This is a genomic window from Bradyrhizobium sp. (genome assembly GCF_035273305.1).
In the GTDB taxonomy this organism is placed as follows: Bacteria; Pseudomonadota; Alphaproteobacteria; order Rhizobiales; family Xanthobacteraceae; genus Bradyrhizobium.
Genome location: NZ_DATEPI010000168.1, coordinates 1 through 17,826 on the forward strand (window position 1 = coordinate 1; position 17,826 = coordinate 17,826).

The 17,826-nt window shown below is 60.2% G+C and carries 16 protein-coding genes and 2 pseudogenes; 16 read left to right on the top strand and 2 right to left on the bottom strand.

What is annotated here, in order from left to right; all coding sequences use genetic code 11:
- A pseudogene (locus VJV58_RS11855) lies at positions 1-233 on the bottom strand (DUF2029 domain-containing protein); the annotation flags it as partial.
- 194 nt (positions 234-427) lie between these two features.
- Between VJV58_RS11855 and VJV58_RS11860 the strand changes: the two are divergent.
- The 8 genes from VJV58_RS11860 (at position 428) to VJV58_RS11895 (ending at position 9,231) form a co-directional block, all read left to right on the top strand.
- The gene (locus VJV58_RS11860; RefSeq protein WP_324137537.1) at positions 428-1,630 is read left to right on the top strand and encodes a pyridoxal phosphate-dependent aminotransferase; all 1,203 of its coding nucleotides are present in this window, start codon (positions 428-430) and stop codon (positions 1,628-1,630) included.
- Between the two features lie 125 nt (positions 1,631-1,755).
- A complete protein-coding gene (locus tag VJV58_RS11865) occupies positions 1,756-2,283 on the top strand; it encodes a DUF992 domain-containing protein (protein ID WP_324137538.1) in 528 nt (175 codons plus the stop codon).
- Between the two features lie 199 nt (positions 2,284-2,482).
- Entirely contained in the window at positions 2,483-2,956 is a 474-nt protein-coding gene (locus tag VJV58_RS11870) for a DUF992 domain-containing protein (protein ID WP_324137539.1), read from the top strand.
- Between the two features lie 172 nt (positions 2,957-3,128).
- Positions 3,129-5,180, top strand: a complete 2,052-nt coding sequence (locus tag VJV58_RS11875; protein ID WP_324137540.1) for an elongation factor G — start codon at positions 3,129-3,131, stop codon at positions 5,178-5,180.
- Between the two features lie 282 nt (positions 5,181-5,462).
- On the top strand, positions 5,463-5,741 hold the full coding sequence (locus tag VJV58_RS11880; protein WP_324137541.1) for a helix-turn-helix transcriptional regulator: 279 nt from the start codon (positions 5,463-5,465) through the stop codon (positions 5,739-5,741).
- Positions 5,742-5,785: 44 nt separating this feature from the next.
- Complete coding sequence (locus tag VJV58_RS11885) at positions 5,786-7,537, top strand: SulP family inorganic anion transporter (protein ID WP_324137542.1); 1,752 nt, start codon at positions 5,786-5,788, stop codon at positions 7,535-7,537.
- A 123-nt stretch (positions 7,538-7,660) separates the two neighbouring features.
- Positions 7,661-8,503 carry a shikimate dehydrogenase gene (locus VJV58_RS11890; RefSeq protein ID WP_324137543.1) on the top strand — a complete coding sequence of 281 codons (843 nt, stop codon included), beginning with the start codon at positions 7,661-7,663 and terminating at the stop codon, positions 8,501-8,503.
- A 98-nt stretch (positions 8,504-8,601) separates the two neighbouring features.
- Positions 8,602-9,231 (top strand): hypothetical protein, encoded by a 630-nt coding sequence (locus tag VJV58_RS11895; RefSeq protein ID WP_324137544.1) that lies wholly within the window; start codon positions 8,602-8,604, stop codon positions 9,229-9,231.
- Between the two features lie 44 nt (positions 9,232-9,275).
- Here VJV58_RS11895 and VJV58_RS11900 read toward each other — a convergent pair whose 3' ends face one another.
- Entirely contained in the window at positions 9,276-10,415 is a 1,140-nt protein-coding gene (locus VJV58_RS11900; protein ID WP_324137545.1) for an alpha-hydroxy acid oxidase, read from the bottom strand.
- Positions 10,416-10,523: 108 nt separating this feature from the next.
- Between VJV58_RS11900 and VJV58_RS11905 the strand changes: the two genes are divergently transcribed.
- From VJV58_RS11905 to VJV58_RS11940, 8 genes and pseudogenes are all read left to right on the top strand, one after another.
- Entirely contained in the window at positions 10,524-10,691 is a 168-nt protein-coding gene (locus VJV58_RS11905) for a hypothetical protein (RefSeq protein WP_324137546.1), read from the top strand.
- A gap of 208 nt (positions 10,692-10,899) precedes the next feature.
- Positions 10,900-12,246: a phosphoglucosamine mutase gene (gene glmM / locus VJV58_RS11910; protein WP_324137552.1), complete on the top strand. Its 1,347-nt coding sequence runs from the start codon at positions 10,900-10,902 to the stop codon at positions 12,244-12,246.
- Between the two features lie 93 nt (positions 12,247-12,339).
- Complete coding sequence (locus VJV58_RS11915) at positions 12,340-13,602, top strand: MFS transporter (RefSeq protein WP_324137547.1); 1,263 nt, start codon at positions 12,340-12,342, stop codon at positions 13,600-13,602.
- 247 nt (positions 13,603-13,849) lie between these two features.
- Positions 13,850-14,677 (top strand): outer membrane protein, encoded by an 828-nt coding sequence (locus tag VJV58_RS11920; protein WP_324137548.1) that lies wholly within the window; start codon positions 13,850-13,852, stop codon positions 14,675-14,677.
- A 142-nt stretch (positions 14,678-14,819) separates the two neighbouring features.
- Positions 14,820-15,704, top strand: coding sequence for an outer membrane protein (locus tag VJV58_RS11925; protein WP_324137549.1), 885 nt, complete (start codon positions 14,820-14,822; stop codon positions 15,702-15,704).
- 77 nt (positions 15,705-15,781) lie between these two features.
- Positions 15,782-16,372 (top strand): glutathione S-transferase family protein, encoded by a 591-nt coding sequence (locus VJV58_RS11930; protein WP_324137550.1) that lies wholly within the window; start codon positions 15,782-15,784, stop codon positions 16,370-16,372.
- A gap of 14 nt (positions 16,373-16,386) precedes the next feature.
- On the top strand, positions 16,387-16,890 hold the full coding sequence (locus tag VJV58_RS11935; protein WP_324137551.1) for a GNAT family N-acetyltransferase: 504 nt from the start codon (positions 16,387-16,389) through the stop codon (positions 16,888-16,890).
- A gap of 440 nt (positions 16,891-17,330) precedes the next feature.
- Positions 17,331-17,826: pseudogene (locus VJV58_RS11940) on the top strand (phosphoserine aminotransferase); the annotation flags it as partial.

Here is a 17,826-nt window from a genome sequence, read left to right on the forward strand (position 1 = left end):
GGCGGCTGATAGGCATCTGCCGCACGGCCCTGCCACGTCAACCTTCCCGCGGCATAGACGTTGGAAAAATCAGTCCCGAGCGGCTTGCCGTTGCGATCCACCAAGCCGTCGGACAAGGCAATCCACGCGAGCGCCGCGATAACGCACAACCCGAGCAGCATCAGGCTGTAGTTGCGTGCCCGCGTCGCGGTTAGCCAGTCGCCGGATTTTAGTCCTTGCCAGATATGAGCCATTTCACCGCGGAATTTCGTGAATGTTGCGCGACAGTAGGTCGGAGCCTTTTAATGTTCCCTAAAGCTTGGAAGCTTCAGGCCCAAGGTTCTTGCGACGCAGCGTAACCCGTTTTAGAGTGCGCCGATCCCAGCAAACAGAGTCGTGGATCGGTAGCGGCACGTGGTGTGTCCGCGACGCCTGCATGGAGATGATGATGCCGTTTCTGTCCGCTGCGCTCGATCGTGTGAAGCCGTCCGCGACTATCGCGGTAACGGACAAAGCGCGCGCGCTCAAAGCGGCTGGCCGCAACGTCATCGGTCTTGGGGCCGGCGAACCCGATTTTGATACGCCGGCTAACATCAAACTGGCGGCAATCCGTGCGATCGAGGCTGGCAAGACCAAATACACGGATGTCGGTGGTATTCCCGAGCTGAAGGACGCGATAGCAGCCAAGTTTCAGCGTGAGAACGGCCTCACTTACAAGCCGAACCAGATCATCGTCGGCACCGGCGGCAAGCAAGTGCTGTACAATGCCCTGATGGCGACCTTGAATCCGGGCGATGAGGTCATCATTCCCGCGCCGTACTGGGTGAGCTATCCCGAAATGGTGTCGCTCGCCGGCGGCGAACCGGTGGCCGTGACCTGCACGGCCGCGCAAGGTTTCAAGCTGCAGCCGGACGCGCTTGAAAAGGCGATCACGCCCAAGACCAAATGGATCATCCTTTGCTCGCCATCGAACCCGACCGGCGCCGCCTATACGCGTGCCGAACTGAAGGCGATCACTGACGTGCTTGTGAAGCACCCGCATGTCTGGGTGATGACGGACGATATGTACGAGCACCTGGTCTATGATGAGTTCGTGTTCACGACGCCGGCTCAGGTCGAACCGAAATTGTACCAACGCACACTGACCGTGAACGGCGTGTCCAAAGCATATTGCATGACCGGCTGGCGCATCGGTTATGCAGGCGGCCCCGCTGAACTGATCAAGGCGATGGCGACGATTCAGTCGCAGTCGACATCGAACCCGAGTTCGATTTCGCAATGGGCGTCCGTCGAAGCGCTCAATGGCCCACAGGATTTTATTCCCGTGAACAACAAGGCGTTCAAGGAACGCCGCGACCTGGTGGTCTCAATGCTGAACCAGGCCAAGGGCATCGACTGTCCGCGACCGCAGGGCGCGTTCTATGTCTACCCGTCTTGCGCTGGCGCGATTGGCAAGACGTCGCCCTCAGGCAACGTGATCGCGAACGATGAGGACTTCGTCACCGAGTTGCTTGAGAATGAAGGAGTCGCGGTGGTGCAGGGTTCGGCATTCGGGCTGGGGCCGGCATTCCGCATTTCCTATGCGGCCAAGAACTCCGATCTCGAGGACGCATGCAAACGCATCCAGCGATTTTGCGGGAATTTGAGATAGTCAAATCACGTCTCGAACACCGGCCACCGGAGTTAGGTCGACGATCCCGAAAGCGCCTTGTTTTGGACACGGCGCTTTCTTTCTGTCCGCTCCGCCAAATCCAGTTCACAACGCGGAGAACACCAATGCGATTCCGGACAATTACTATTGCCATCTCCGCGCTCGTGCTTCCGATTGCAAGCGCCGAGGCCATGCCGCCGATGCGTGCGGGCCTGCTGCAATGCCAGGGCGGACAGAATGTCGGCTACGTGCTGGGATCAACGACAAGCCTTGAGTGCGTGTTCCAGAGCGAAGGGCACCGGCCCGAACCCTATATTGCAACCGTTCGGCGCTTCGGATTGGATCTCGGCGTTACAGGCCAGACCAGGCTGACTTGGGCAGTCAATGCGCCGGTCGCGCAAGTCGGGCGCGGCGAACTCGCTGGCAATTATAGTGGCATCGGCGCCAATGCCTCGGTCGGGCTGGGCTTCGGCGGCAACTTCCTGCTCGGCGGTTCCGCGAATTCCTACGCGCTGCAGCCAATCAGCGTGCAAGGGCAGACCGGACTGAATGTCGCCGCCGGGGTGGCCTCGCTCGAACTCGAACCGGTGCAGCTGGCGCCGGCTGGCAATCACCGTGGCTATCACCACCATCGCCGCCACCATCGCATCTAGACGACAAGATCATTTTAAGAACGTTATGGCCGGGACAAGCCCGGCCATAACGACCGGCCGGCTCGCTTCGCGTCAAATGTGGCACGAAGACCATTGTTGTGCCATAGAGATGCAAGTGAGGCCGGGATCGGCGCTCGTTTATTTCTGTACTCGCATCTGCTGTGCTCGCATCACATTTTTATCAGCCGGAGATTTCGTTATGCGTCGTCCAATTATTATCCTCGCAGTCGCGGTTCTCACTTGCCTGTCTGGTGCTAACGCACAGCAACCGCAGCGCGTGCAAATCGGCGTGCTTGAGTGCCGCGGCGGAGCCAGCGTCGGATTCATCGTCGGGTCGGTCACCAATCTCGGTTGTGTGCTGCGTTCCGACGGCATGCCCGAGGACCGTTATGTCGCGACCATTCGCAAGGTCGGTCTTGATCTTGGCATCACACAGGAATCGGCGCTCGCATGGGCCGTGTTCGCCCCGGCAGCGCGGCTAGGGCCGGGCGATCTTTCCGGCAATTACGCCGGTGCACAGGGCAGCGCGTCAGTCGGCGTTGGATTGGGCGGCAACGTGCTGGTCGGCGGCTCGGCAAACTCCATCGCGTTGCAGCCGCTCAGCTTGCAAGGACAGGTCGGACTTAATGTTGCAGCCGGTTTGGAGAGCCTGGAACTTCGGCCAGGAAGATAACGGCTCATACTTTCACGCTTTCTGCGAGCGTCAGTTGGCGAGAGCCAGCTTACGTTCGCGCAGAAACTTACCGGCGCAACGACGTTTTTCCAGCTTGCCAAAATGACGAGGTAGGGAGACCATCACCCATGCCGACCCAATCAAGGGCCGAGCTCCAACCAAGGAGGCGGCAATGGGACAAGACGTCAGAAGTCCCCGCGGTCCACGGTGCATCGCACTGGTGGGCCCTTTCCAAAGCGGTAAAACCACACTTTTAGAAGCGATATTGGCGCGAACGGGCGCGATCCCGCGCGCCGGCAGCGTTGATGCCGGGACCTCGGCCGGAGATTCCACGCCTGAAGCGCGCCGTCACAAGATGGGCGTTGGCCTCACCGCCGCCACTACGACTTTCATGGGCGACAGTTACACTTTTCTCGATTGTCCGGGCTCTGTAGAGTTTGCGCATGACATGCGCGCGGCGCTGCCGGCAGTGGATGCTGCGGTAGTGGTCTGCGAAGCCGATCAGCGCAAGTTGCCGCAGCTTCAGATTATCCTGCGCGAGCTCGAAGATCTGGGTATTCCGCGTTTTCTGTTTCTCAACAAGATCGACCGCGCCAACAAGCGCATTCGCGAAACGCTCGCGACATTGCAACCGGCATCGCGGATCCCGCTGGTGCTGCGGCAGATTCCGATCTGGAATGGCGAACTGATCGCGGGGTTCGTCGATCTGGCGCTCGAACGCGCCTTTGTCTATCGCGAACATAAGGCCTCCGAAGTGATCGCGCTGGAAGGCGGCGATCTCGATCGCGAGAAGGAAGCCCGCTTCTCGATGCTGGAAAAGCTCGCTGATCATGATGATGCGCTGATGGAGCAATTGCTCGAGGACATCCCGCCGCCACGCGATGCGGTGTTTGACGATCTTGCCCGCGAATTGCGCGAGGGACAAATATGTCCGGTGCTGCTGGGCTCAGCCGCGCGCGAGAACGGCGTGCTTCGCTTGATGAAAGCGCTGCGCCATGAGGCGCCCGGCGTAGCCGAGACTGCCAAGCGCCTCGGCGCTGCATCATCGCCCAAGGATGGGTTGGGTTACGTGTTCAAGACGGTGCATCTGCAGCACGGCGGCAAGCTGTCGCTGACGCGCCTGCTCGCGGGCCATCTTGATGATGGGGCGACGCTGCAATCGTCCTCGGGCGAGAGCGGACGCGTATCGGGGATACTCGCCGTCAATGGCGTGCATGACACCAAGCGCCCATCCGCCGAAGCCGGCGAAACGGTCGCGCTCGGTAAACTGGACGCCATCAAAACGGGCGACACCGTATCGAGCGGAAAAACGGTGCCGAAAGCGCTGGTGGAAATCGCGCCTTGCGCGCCGGTGTTGGCGATGGCAATCGCTGCGACGGACCGCAAGGACGATGTCAAGCTAGGCCAGGCTTTGTTGCGATTGAACGAGGAAGATCCTTCGCTCACCATGGTTCAGAACGCCCGCACCCATGACATCGTTTTGTGGGGGCAGGGCGAGATGCATTTGCGGGTCGCGCTGGAGCGTCTGAGCGACCGCTTCGGCGTCAATGTGAAGTCCCAGCCGCCCGGGATCGGATATCAGGAGACTATCCGCAAATCGATCACTCAGCGCGGCCGGCACAAGAAGCAATCCGGCGGCCATGGCCAGTTTGGCGATGTGGTGCTCGAGATCAAACCGTTGCCGCGAGGCACCGGATTTGAGTTTCAAGAGAAAGTCGTCGGCGGCGCGGTGCCGCGAAATTATATCGGCGCGGTAGAGGAAGGCGTTGTCGATGGATTGCAGCGCGGACCGCTCGGCTTTCCCGTGATCGATGTGCAGGTAACGCTGACGGACGGTTCGTATCACAGCGTCGATTCCTCCGACCTTGCCTTCCGCACGGCGGCGCGGATCGGCATCAGCGAAGGCCTGCCGCAGTGTCAGCCGGTGCTGCTGGAGCCGATCCATGTAGTCGAAATCGTATGTCCGACCGAGGCTACAGCGAAGATCAACGCCATCCTGTCGGGCCGCCGTGGCCAGATACTCGGCTTTGACACCCGCGACGGCTGGCCGGGATGGGACCGTGTTCGCGCCATGATGCCGGAAGCCGAAATCGGCGAGTTGATCGTCGAGTTGCGATCGGCGACCGCTGGCGCTGGCAGCTTCACGCGGCAATTCGATCACATGGCCGAGGTGACGGGCCGCGCTGCGGATCAGATCATCGCCGCGCATCGCGTCGCGGCGTAGCGACAGCCAGTGACCACGATCCCTGGGGCTCGGGGGTCGTGATCACAGGCAAGAGTTCGGAAACTTCACCCAATTGGAGTGGCGGAGCGGCCGGTGATTCACGCCGGTCGCGACGGAGGTGGGCGCCTCGGCCGCCGCGATCGCGTCTGATTGTTCTTCCTACGGACGAGACGGCGGCATGAACCCGCGATCGCGTTACTTTGCGCTTGCCGGATGATGTTTTTTACATCATTGTCAGCGGATGAGACATCATTTATCCTGTTTGGTGCGTGGTAGGGCCGCGTGATCACGTCTTTCCAGATGAGAGCGGCACGGGCGTTGCTGGGAATTGATCAGAGGACGTTGGCTGAATTGGCCGGGGTTTCCCTGCCGACGATCCAGCGGATGGAGGCAAGCGTCGGCACTGTTCGAGGCGTCGTCGAATCGCTGACCAGGGTGGTCGACGCGCTCAATAGCGCTGGCGTCGAATTGATTGGCGAAAACGCGCGCAGCGACATTGGGGGACGCGGCGTGCGCCTGAAAGAGCCGGGCCCGCCACGCCGGGCCGGCGCGAGAAGTTAAGCATCGTCGCGACCGCGATTCGCGACCTGACGCGGAGAGCGGTGATGAGCATTGGAAGCGAGCGGGGGCATCGAACTCATGTGCCCACCTTTGCCGAATTGTATTCGCCGAAGCTGCTGACGGTTCTTCGGGAGGGCTATCACCCCGCCGATTTTCGCGCCGATGTGATCTCCGGGCTGACAGTTGCGATTGTCGCGCTGCCATTGTCGATGGCTATCGCCATCGCATCGGGAGTGACGCCGGATCGCGGACTTTATACCGCCGTGGTCGGGGGCTTCATAGTTTCGCTGCTCGGCGGCAGTCGATTTCAGATCGGCGGGCCCGCCGGCGCCTTCATCGTGCTCGTCGCCCTCACGGCCGAACGTCATGGCGCGGAGGGCGTGATTCTCGCCACCATGATGGCGGGGATGTTTTTGATGGCCGCCGGATTTCTTCGTGTAGGCACTTACATCAAATTCATTCCGTATCCGGTGACGGTCGGGTTCACCGCAGGAATTGCCGTCATCATCTTTGCCAGTCAGCTCAAGGATCTGCTCGGCATCCGGCTGGCGACGAAAGAGCCCGGCGCGTTGATTCCGAAACTAGAGACGTTGGCGCACGCGTTGCCAAGCGCCAATATTTCGGCTCTCGCCGTGAGCGCAGTCAGCATCGTCATCATCGTCGCGCTCAGAAGGCTGCGGCCGACCTGGCCCGGCATCTTGATTGCGGTAACCGTCGCGGCCTTCGCCAGTTGGGCGCTCGCGTTGCCGGTGGAGACCATCGGCACCCGCTTTGGCGGCATTCCTTGGCAATTGCCATGGCCGGCCTGGCCGCAGTTTTCGTTGCAGACAGCCCAGGCGGTGCTGCCCGATGCGATTGCCTTTGCCCTGCTTGGCGCGATCGAATCCCTGCTGTCGGCCGTGGTGGCCGACGGCATGACCGGCCGTCGGCATCGGTCGAACTGCGAATTGGTTGCGCAGGGTTTTGCCAATATCGGCTCCGCACTTTTCGGCGGGATTTGTGTAACCGGCACGATCGCGCGAACCGCGACCAATATCCGCGCCGGCGCGCGGGGTCCGGTCTCGGGCATGCTGCATTCGGTTTTCCTGTTGCTGTTCATGCTGATCGCAGCGCCGCTTGCGAGTTACATTCCACTTGCGGCGCTCGCGGCGGTGCTCGTGGTCGTGGCCTGGAACATGGCCGAGAAGCGTGACTTCGCGACCCTGCTACGCTCCTCGCCGGGCGATTCCGCCGTCTTGCTCGCCACCTTTCTGCTGACGATCTTTCGCGATCTCACCGAGGGAATCCTGGTCGGGTTCGCGCTCGGCGCGGTGCTGTTCATTCACCGCATGGCGGAGATGACGGGCATCGAAACCGACGCGCCGCTGGTCGCTGACGATCGGGCCGATACTGGAAATGGCGACCGCCTGCCTTATGATCCCCGGCTTGCCGCGGACCCGGACGTGCTGGTGTATCGCATCAGCGGTGCCTTCTTCTTTGGCGCGGCGTCGGCGGTAGGGACGGTGCTGGACAGCATCGCCGACAAGCGACAGGCGTTCGTGGTCGATCTTGCGGCGGTGCCGTTTCTCGATTCAAGCGCTGCCAACGCGATGAGCCGGGTCGCAACCAGGGCCAAGCGTCTGGGCATCCGGCTCTACATCACCGGCGCATCGCCAGCCGTGCGCCGCGTGCTGCTGACCCATGGCGTCAGTCCGCCGCGCGCGAAGTTTCGCGAAACGATCGCGCGTGCCATCGCCGATATCAAAGGCCAGCGCGAGACGGCTTTCGCTGGATCGGATGCGGTTGCGGCGGGTTAGCCGGTCCAGCACCGCCGGCGACGCTAACGATCGACTGGCTGCACCGGCAGCATTGACAGCGAAGCCCGTCTGCCCGATTTGAGCAGGACCGCGCCTTTTCACGTGCGCTCAACAGGACTGGCGATGACAGCCGTGATCAAACCCCGCGCCGCATGCCTGATTGGATGGCCGGCGGCGCATTCGCGCTCGCCGCTGATCCATCATTACTGGCTGCGCACGCTTGGCATCGAGGGCGGCTACAATATCGAAGCGGTGCCGCCGGAAGGCTTCGCTGAGTTCGTGCTGCATCTCTCAACCCACGGTTTTGTCGGAGCGAACGTTACCATTCCGCACAAGGAGCGCGCGCTGGCGCTGACCAGGCCGGACGCGCGCGCGCGTGCGGCCGGCGCCGCCAACACCCTTTGGTACGAGGGTGGCGAGCTGCTTTCGACCAACACCGACGTCGAGGGGTTCATCAATAATCTCGACGCCTGCGCGCCGGGATGGGCTCTCGGCTCCGATGCAATGGTGTTGGGAGCCGGGGGGGCTTCGCGCGCCGTCGTATTTGGACTGATCGAGCGCGGGTTCAAGCGTGTTCATCTGGTGAACCGGACCGAGGAGCGGGCGCGCGCACTTGCTGATCAATTCGGCGCTCCAGTGCTTCCGCTTTCATGGAACGTCGTCAGTGACTTACTGCCACGAATTGATCTTTTGGTGAACACGACCTCGCTCGGCATGTACGGTCAGCCCGCGCTTGAGGTCGACGTTGGATTGCTCCCATCACACGCTGTTGTCGCCGAGCTCGTGTACGTGCCGCTTGAGACGCCGTTGCTCGCCTCGGCGCGGGCGCGCGGACTGAAGACCGCCGACGGATTGGGCATGCTGTTGCATCAGGCAGTGCGCGGATTTGAACTCTGGTTTGGTCAGCGTCCGCAAGTCACCGCGGAGCTTCGCGCGATGGTTGAGGCCGATCTTGGAAAGCCGTGACCGACCGAACAAACGGGTTCGCGTCACCATTGTACCGGAATACCGATCGGATAGAGGTGTTCTCCTAGACATCGAAAAAGAGTCTGGAGAACGATACTATGCCGAAAATATCCTGGATTGTGCCGCGCGCGTTGGTGGCTTCGTTGCTGGTCATGTCCCTGGCGGGACCGGAAGCTTGGTCGCAGCAACCGTCGACAGTGCGTGTGCGCGGCACGATCGAAGGAGTCGACGGTTCGTTGCTGACCGTAAAATCGCGTGACGGCAACGAACTGAAGGTGCGCACGACGGATAATGTGGCGGTCTTCGGGGTGGCCAAAATCGCGATCTCGGAAATCAAGCAGGGGTCCTATATCGGCGTTTCCGCGATGCCGGAGCCGGATGGCACCCAGAAGGCGCTTGCGGTCCATATTTTCCCGGAAGGTCAACGCGGCGTAGCCGAAGGTTTTCGCCCTTGGGATCTGCGGCCGAACAGCACGATGATCAATGCCACGGTGGCGGAGACCGTCGCGGGCACGGACGGCCAAGATATCCTTGTCAAATACAAGGACGGCGAGAAGAAAGTCGTGGTGCCGCCCGGTACGCCAATCGTCGCCTTTGTCCCGGGCGAAAAATCCGAACTGAAACCGGGCGCCAAGATCATCATCTTCGGGGCCACCAAAAAAGAAGATGGCACGCTTGAGGCCAATCGCGTCAACGTTGGCCGTGACGGCATCACGCCGCCCATGTGATGCTCAACCTCATCCGGCCGTCATTGCAGCGGCCGGATGTCGCTTCAAACCGCCAGCACGTGATCGTCGATCTCCGAGATCTTGTTCACGCCGCACAATCCCATCGTGACGCTGAGTTCGTTCGCGATCAGATCGATGGCCTTGGCAACGCCGGGGCCGCCGAACGCTCCGAGACCGTGAATATAGGCCCGGCCGATCATGCAGGACTTCGCCCCAAGCGCCAGCGCCCGCATCACATCTTGCCCCGAGCGGATCCCGCCATCAAACAGCACTTCGATCTGCGATCCGACCGCGTCGGCGATCTCCGGCAGCACTTCTATCGAGGACGGCGCGCCGTCAAGCTGCCGTCCGCCATGATTGGAAACCACCAGCGCCTGAGCGCCTGTCTTGACCGCTTCCTCCGCATCCTCGACATCGAGGATGCCTTTGATGATCAGCTTGCCCGGCCAGATGCTGCGGATCCAGTCGACGTCCTTCCAATTCAGCGAGGCATCGAACTGCGAGGCGACCCAGCCCGACACCGAGGCTAAATCCTGCGCTCCGGGAAGGTGACCGGCGATATTGCCGAAGTTTCGACGCTTGGCGCCCAGAATGCCGCGCACCCAGGCTGGCTTGGTCGCGATGTCCAGCACGTTTTTCAGGTTCAGCAATTGCGGCGGCACCGACAGGCCGTTCTTGATATCCATGTGGCGCTGCCCGATCACCTGCAGGTCCACCGTCAGCACCAGCGCGCTGCACCGGGCGGCCATTGCGCGCTCGATCAGCGCTTTGCAGAACCCGCGATCTTTCATCACGTAGAGCTGAAACCAGAACGGCTTTTCGACATTCTCGGCCACGTCTTCAATCGAGTTGATTGACATCGTGCTCAAGGTGTAGGGAATCCCGGCTGCCTGGGCCGCACGGCAGGCATGAATTTCCCCATCGCCGAACTGCATGCCGGTAGATCCGACCGGCGCCAGGATCAGGGGCAGGTTCGCCTTCTCGCCGATGATGGTGGTTGAAAGATCGCGCGACGAAATGTCCACCAGGATGCGCTGCCGAAACTTGATGTGCTGCAGGTCCTCGCGGTTGGCGCGCAGAGTTTCCTCGGCATAGGAGCCGCGATCGACGTAATCGAAAAATGCCTTTGGCACCTTTCGCATGTGTACCTGGCGCAGGTCTTCGATGCAGGTGATGTGCTTCATGAAACGTTTCCCGGCCCCTTCTTGCATTTGCGGCTTTGCTATTCATCTAGCATGCTTGAGGGTCACGCAAAATCGCTTGGCACAAGGCTGCGGCGCCAGGAGGCATCCATGTTCGGACCACGCTCAAATCCCAAGGACTCCGAAGCCGCCGAAAAGCGCCTTCTCGAGGAGGCGCTGGAGGAGGGGCTTGAGGAGACCTTCCCGGGATCGGACCCGGTGAATGTCACCCAACCGGCGCCCTCGAAAGCTGATCATCACGTCTGGCGCAAGAAATAATGCGGCTGTAGCGCGGTTCCCAAGCATAAACCTTGTGCATCAAGGGTTTAAAGCGTTGAATTCGAGTGTCCCCGGTAATTATTCATCATATTTTTTGAATCCATATTAGCCCCGAACGCATTATAACTTGGCCACACGCGCGCGGATGGCGCGTCGGAAGCTTCTTGCCGGATCAGTTCGAGAAGCCTCCGTGGCTGCTGGGGGTTATATGAGCCGCAAATATTTCGGTACCGACGGGATTCGGGGACGTGCCAACGGTCTGATCACGCCGGAGCTGGCCCTCAAGGTCGGGCAGGCGGCCGGCTTGGTATTTCAGCGAGGCGACCATCGCCATCGCGTTGTTATCGGCAAGGACACGCGGCTTTCCGGCTATATGATCGAGTACGCGCTGGTTGCGGGATTTACCTCGGTCGGCATGGACGTCCTGCTGCTCGGTCCGATGCCGACGCCTGCTGTGGCGATGCTGACCAAGTCGATGCGCGCGGATCTTGGCGTGATGATTTCGGCCTCTCACAATTTGTTTGAGGATAACGGCATCAAGCTCTTCGGTCCTCAGGGATTTAAGCTCTCCGACGACGTCGAAAAACAGATCGAACAGTTGCTCGATGAATCGATCGACAAGAAGTTGGCGCAAAGCGCGAGTCTCGGGCGCGCCCGCCGTATAGATGGCGTCCACGATCGCTACATCGAGTTCGCCAAGCGCACGCTGCCCCGCGACCTCAGCCTCGAGGGACTGCGCGTGGTGATCGATTGCGCTAACGGCGCGGCCTACAAGGTGGTGCCGGAAGCGCTATGGGAGCTTGGAGCGGACGTTGTTCCGATCGGCGTCGACCCGGATGGATTCAACATCAACAAGGAATGCGGCTCGACTTCGCCCGAAGCGCTGAGCCGAAAAGTGCGCGAGATGCGCGCCGACATCGGCATTGCCCTGGATGGCGACGCCGACAGGGTCATTCTGGTCGATGAGCGCGGCCATCTCATCGATGGCGACCAGTTGCTCGCGGTGATTGCGCAAAGCTGGAAGGAAGACGGCCGTCTTGCGAAGCCCGGCATTGTCGCCACCGTGATGTCCAATCTGGGATTGGAGCGCTTCCTCGGAGGGCTGGGACTCGAACTCGTGCGCACGCCGGTCGGAGATCGCTACGTGCTCGAGCAGATGCTGAGCCGCGGCTACAATCTAGGCGGCGAGCCATCCGGCCACATTATCCTGTCCGACTATGCCACCACCGGCGATGGATTTGTCGCGGCGCTGCAGGTGCTGGCGGTGGTACAGAAACTTCGCCGTCCGGTTTCGGAAGTGTGCCACCGGTTCGATCCGCTGCCGCAGATACTGAAGAATGTCCGCTACCGCAGCGGCAAGCCGCTCGACGATGCAGAAGTCAAATCGGCCATCATGGCCGGCGAAAAACGGCTCAACGGCCACGGCCGCCTGCTGGTGCGGTCGTCCGGAACCGAGCCTGTTATTCGCGTGATGGGTGAAGGCGACGACCGCATTCTGGTCGAGGAAGTGGTCGATCATATTGTCTCGGCGCTGGGCAACGCTTCGGCTCCCTGATCGCATCGCAGCTATTATCTAATGTTGCTGGTCGCCGACGCCCCACCGTCGTAGGAACGCTTGCCGACTCTCGAATCCATTGGGAATATTCTCTTGAACAAATCCGCCGTGGTCTCCGAAGAAGCACTGGTTGCGCCGGTGACCGTGCCGGAGGTGACTTCGCGATCACCTGCAAGCAATGCTGCCGCGGCGGGACCTGCCTACATCGTGCTTGGCGGCATCAGCCTTTCGCATTTTCTCAACGACACGATGCAGTCGCTGATCCCATCGGTTTATCCGATTCTCAAAGCCAGCTACGCGCTGGACTTTGCGCAGATCGGAATGATCACGCTGGCGTTCCAATTCACGGCATCGCTGCTACAGCCGATGATTGGACATTTTACCGACCGCAAGGCGCAGCCGTTTTCGCTGGCGATCGGTATGGGGTTTACGTTTTTCGGTCTGTTATTGCTCAGCATTGCTCAGCACTATCTGGTTATCCTCGCTGCCGCGTCATTGGTCGGACTCGGCTCCGCCGTGTTTCATCCGGAATCGGCGAGGATTGCACGGCTTGCCTCGGGCGGCCGCTACGGTTTCGCGCAATCGGTGTTTCAGGTTGGCGGCAGCGCCGGCACCGCCATGGGCCCACTGCTCGCGGCGTTGATTGTGGTGCCGTTCGGGCAACCGAGCATCGCGTGGTTTTCCTCAATCGCGTTCCTTGCAATCGTCATTCTGTGGCGCATCGGGCACTGGTACAGACCACAGATCACGACCAGGAAGGCTGCGCCGGTTCATGCCGATGCAAATGGCCCCGGCTCCCGCCGGGTGATGATCGCGCTCGTGGTCTTGGTGGCGCTATTGTTTTCCAAGCAGCTCTATGTCTCGAGCCTGTCGAGCTACTACATCTTCTACCTGATCGATAAGTTCGGCGTTTCCACCCAGGCCGCCCAACTCTATCTATTCGTGTTTCTCGCATCGAACGCGGCAGGAGCGTTCTTTGGCGGACCGCTCGGCGATCGGTTCGGACGCAAATACGTGATCTGGTTTTCGATCCTCGGTGCGCTACCGTTCACGCTGGCGCTGCCTTATGCCGGCCTGTTCGCGAGCGCGGTGCTGACGGTCTTCATCGGCTTCATTATTTCGTCGGCGACTTCATCGATCATCGTGTTCGCGCAGGAGCTGATGCCGCATCGTTTCGGCTTGATCTCCGGAGTATTTTTCGGATTCGCCTTCGGGATTGGTGGCCTGGGCGCTGCCGTTCTCGGCAGGGTAGCCGACCATACCGGCATCGCATTCGTCTATCAGGTCTGCGCGTTTTTGCCGGCGATCGGATTACTGGCTGTGTTTCTGCCGAAGCTGCCGAAGACGGCGCACTAAACGCTGACGGCGCGCATCTCCTGGCGGAATGATCTCAATACATTGTTAGCTTGTGTGGCGGGCTTGCCATATTTTGCAATCCGCCACTCAAACGGCGCAGGCGCGCCCACGCACTGCTTCCCGTAAGGGATTATCAACCTTAAGAATTAGGGTTAAGTGGCGCTTAAACATTTAATGGCATCGTCCGGCCGTGAGTTTTTAGATGTGAGGGGTCCGTTGCTGCCTCACTGGCCAAGAGGACGAAACAATGCGTAGCGTTAAGTCTCTCGTTGCCGCCGGAGCGGCATCACTGTTGTCGTCGACCGCGTTCGCCGCTGACATGCCTTCGATCGCGGCGCCTCCGATGTATGCGGCGCCTGTGATCGAGGATTTCGGCGGGTGGTACCTCCGCGGCGATATCGGATTCAGCAATCAACGCGTCAATCGCCTGAACAACGCGCTGGATGCGAACAATACGACTTCCGACCAGCATCTCGGCTTTAACACCGCGGGCATTTTCGGCCTCGGCGTCGGTTACAAATTCACCAATTGGCTGCGCTTCGATGTTACGGGCGAATACCGCGGAAACTCGCAGTTCTTTGGAACCGATAGCATCACTTATCCCGGCGGTGTCGGCACCGACACGTATCACGCGACCAAATCGGAGTGGGTGGCTCTGGCCAACGCTTACGTCGATCTCGGCACTTGGTGGTGCATGACGCCGTTTATCGGCGCCGGCGTCGGTGCCGCACGGGTCTCGATCGCCAACTTCACCGATCAAGGCATCGCGAACAATGGAGGCGGCGCGCTGCCCGGACTGGCCTTGGGCGATAACGTGTCGAAGTGGAATCTCGCCTGGGCGCTTCACGCGGGTGTCGCGTATAATGTCAGCCCGAACTTCACGATCGAACTCGCTTATCGCTATCTCAACATGGGAGACGGCTTGACCGGCGATCTGCATACGTTCGATGGCACCAACAACATTGTGAACCCGACGACGTTCAAGAACATTTCCTCGCACGATTTGATGCTCGGCGTGCGCTGGAACCTCGACACCCCCGCGATGTATCCGCCGCCGCTGGTCCGCAAGGGGTGATCAACACCTGAGTTGTTAGTTTTGCAAACGGCGCGGCAGCTTCCGCGCCGTTTTGTTTTGCGGCAGACCCGTAACGACAACGATTGGTTAAGGTTAACGAGCGATGATCTCGCGCAAGTCAGAGAGTTTGATGGGGGTTGCGATGCGTAGGTTTTTGCTGACGGCAGTAGTGGTCGGATTGGCGTCCGGCGCGAGCGCAGCCGATCTGCCCGACTACCTTCGCGGCAGTATTCCTCCGACGCTAAGCACCACCACCCGAAATTGGGACGGCTGGTACGTCGGCGGTCAGATCGGATACTCTTCGGCAAATATGGATTTCAGCCAAAGCGTCGTCGGTCTCACGAATTCCATTTTTCGTAATACGGTTCTTCAGCAACCTGTGTCGCAATTGTCGCTTCTGAATAAAGCCAACGTACAGGGCACCGGCTTCGGCGCCTTTGTGGGCCGCAATTATCAGTGGGACGATCTCGTGTTCGGTGTCGAAGCCAACTACAATTACGTGAACAGCCTCGCAGGCTCAGCATCGGCTTCACTTGGGCCGCTGGAATACGTCAATCCGGGCGGTCAGCCAGCATCTCCCAATACGATAACCCACTATTTCGTCAGGCTCACTGGAACGGCAGCCGCTCAGATCAAGGACGTAATCACGTTTAGAGGTCGCGCGGGATGGGCAACCGACAACTTCCTGCCTTATGTGTTCGGCGGTCTTGCCGTTGGACGGATGGATGTCTCTCGCAGCGTGACAAGCGCGGTGTTCAGGCAAGATGACACCATCACCACAAACGTATTTGGCGTTCAGACTATCGTCCCGGGGACGCCCGTTAAACTGGATCAGCTATCGCTGACTTCCTCGCAAGAAAGGACCAACAATTTCGTTGTCGGTTGGACCGGTGGTCTCGGCCTGGAATACATGCTCTGGAATTGCTTGTTTATTCGTGGCGAATGGGAATACATCAAGTTCACCCAAGTTATGAATACGCCAATAACAATGAACAGCGCCCGTTTCGGAGTCGGCTACAAATTCTGATCCGCGCGTCGCCTCCATTCCTTGACAGGCAATCGTGCGGCTGTTCCGATGAGGCCTCATGGGGAAGGCCCGCATCGATGAAGATCTACGGCGATCGTAATTCCGGCAATTGCCTGAAGGTGAAATGGGTCTGCGACAAGCTGGCGTTGCCCTATAGCTGGGTCGATGTCGACACGCTCAAGCGCGAAACCCGTACCACACAATTTCTCAAGCTAAACGGCGCCGGACAGGTGCCCACCGTGCAATTCGATGACGGCCGCACGCTGGCCGAATCCAATGCAATCATCCGATATCTCGCCCGCGACACTCATCTCATTCCCGCCGATGCATTTGCGGCGGCGAAGATGGATGAATGGCTTTTCTGGGAGCAATACAGCCACGAGCCTTATGTGGCGGTCTGTCGTTTCCAGATGAAGTATCAGGGCAGGCCGGCGTCTGACCTCGATCCGGACAAAGTCAAGCGCGGCTATGCGGCGCTTGCAAGGCTCGAGCATCAATTGGCTACGACGCGATTTCTGGTGGGCGATGACGTCTCGCTCGCCGACATCTCACTGCTGGCTTATACCCGGCTGGCGCATGAGGGCGGCTTCCACCTCGATGGTTATGCCGCCGTTCGTCGGTGGATTGGCGAGACCGAGCAATCTCTCGGCTTGCTCCCGGCGCGCTAGAATGCGGGAGTATCATGACTGAAATTTCCGCGATCAGTATTCGTCGTGCCCGTCGCGACGACGTCGGGGCTATTGTTGCGATGTTGGCTGACGATCCGCTCGGCAGCGGACGCGAGCGGGTTGAACAGCCGCTGCCATCCCCTTATTTCCGCGCCTTCGAAGCCGTCGAGAACGATCCCAATATCGAGCTGGTGGTCGCAGAGCAGGGCGGCGTCGTCGTCGGCTGTCTGCAGCTTTGCATCCTGGCGGGCCTGAGTTCTCAGGGTGCCTCGCGCGCGCTGGTCGAGGACGTTCGCGTTGCCACTCATTGCCGGAGCCGGGGCATCGGCGAGCAGATGCTGCAATGGGCCATTGCTGAAGCGCGCGCGAGGGGCTGCAGGTTGATCGAACTGCTCACGCACAACACTCGCGTCGATGCGCAACGCTTTTACAAGCGGCTGGGTTTTCAGCCGAGCCACGTCGGGATGACCATACGATTTGAGTCTTTACTTGCCCACACCGGCCGGACCGCCTTGTGATAATTGCGAAATCCGATTCGCGAATCTTTTTGGTTAGCGCGCGGTACACCAATCGGCATCACGCATTTTTTGTGAGTGGAACCATCGCGGCACCATCACGTATCCGGTCCGGTCTTGGGAGATTTGGGACGGCAGATGAACAATTATTCGATTGTCAGGATCGGTGACGGGTACGTCATTCGAGCAGATGAAAAAGGCATCCTGAAAGTCGCGAGCAGGCGCCGAGCCGCCCGGCTCGTTAGCGAAGCTGCGGAATTAATGGTGTCGCAGCCCGTGATGCCCATTTGCGAACAACCGCCGCCAAGCGGGCAATCGCAGGCAATCTCCGGGGATCAAAGCTGATCTCCTCGAACTTCCTTGACGATTTCAGACGATTCCCCTATGCACCGCGGCGGGACACCTCCCCCCAACGGGAGGCTTACTATCTGGAAGGATAGATCATGACCGCAGCGAAGCCCGCTTCGCGGCCCAATGTGCCGCATTTTTCTTCCGGCCCCTGTGCCAAGCGCCCCGGCTGGAACTCCCAAAATCTCAAGGACGCCGCACTCGGCCGTTCACATCGCGCTAGAATCGGCAAGACCAAGCTCAAGCTTGCGATCGAGCTCACCCGCGAAGTACTGGAAGTGCCGGCCGGATACAGGATCGGCATCGTACCAGCGTCAGACACCGGCGCGGTCGAAATGGCGCTATGGTCGCTGCTGGGCGCACGCCCGGTCACCACGATTGCGTGGGAATCCTTCGGTGAAGGCTGGGTCAGCGATATCGTCAAGGAGCTGCAGCTCAAGGAGTTGACCAGGCTGCACGCCGGCTATGGCGAAATCCCCGATCTCGGCAAGGCTGATCCTGCTTCGGATATCGTCTTCACCTGGAATGGCACGACCTCGGGCGTTCGCGTTCCCAATGCGGACTGGATCAAGGCCGATCGCCAAGGCCTGA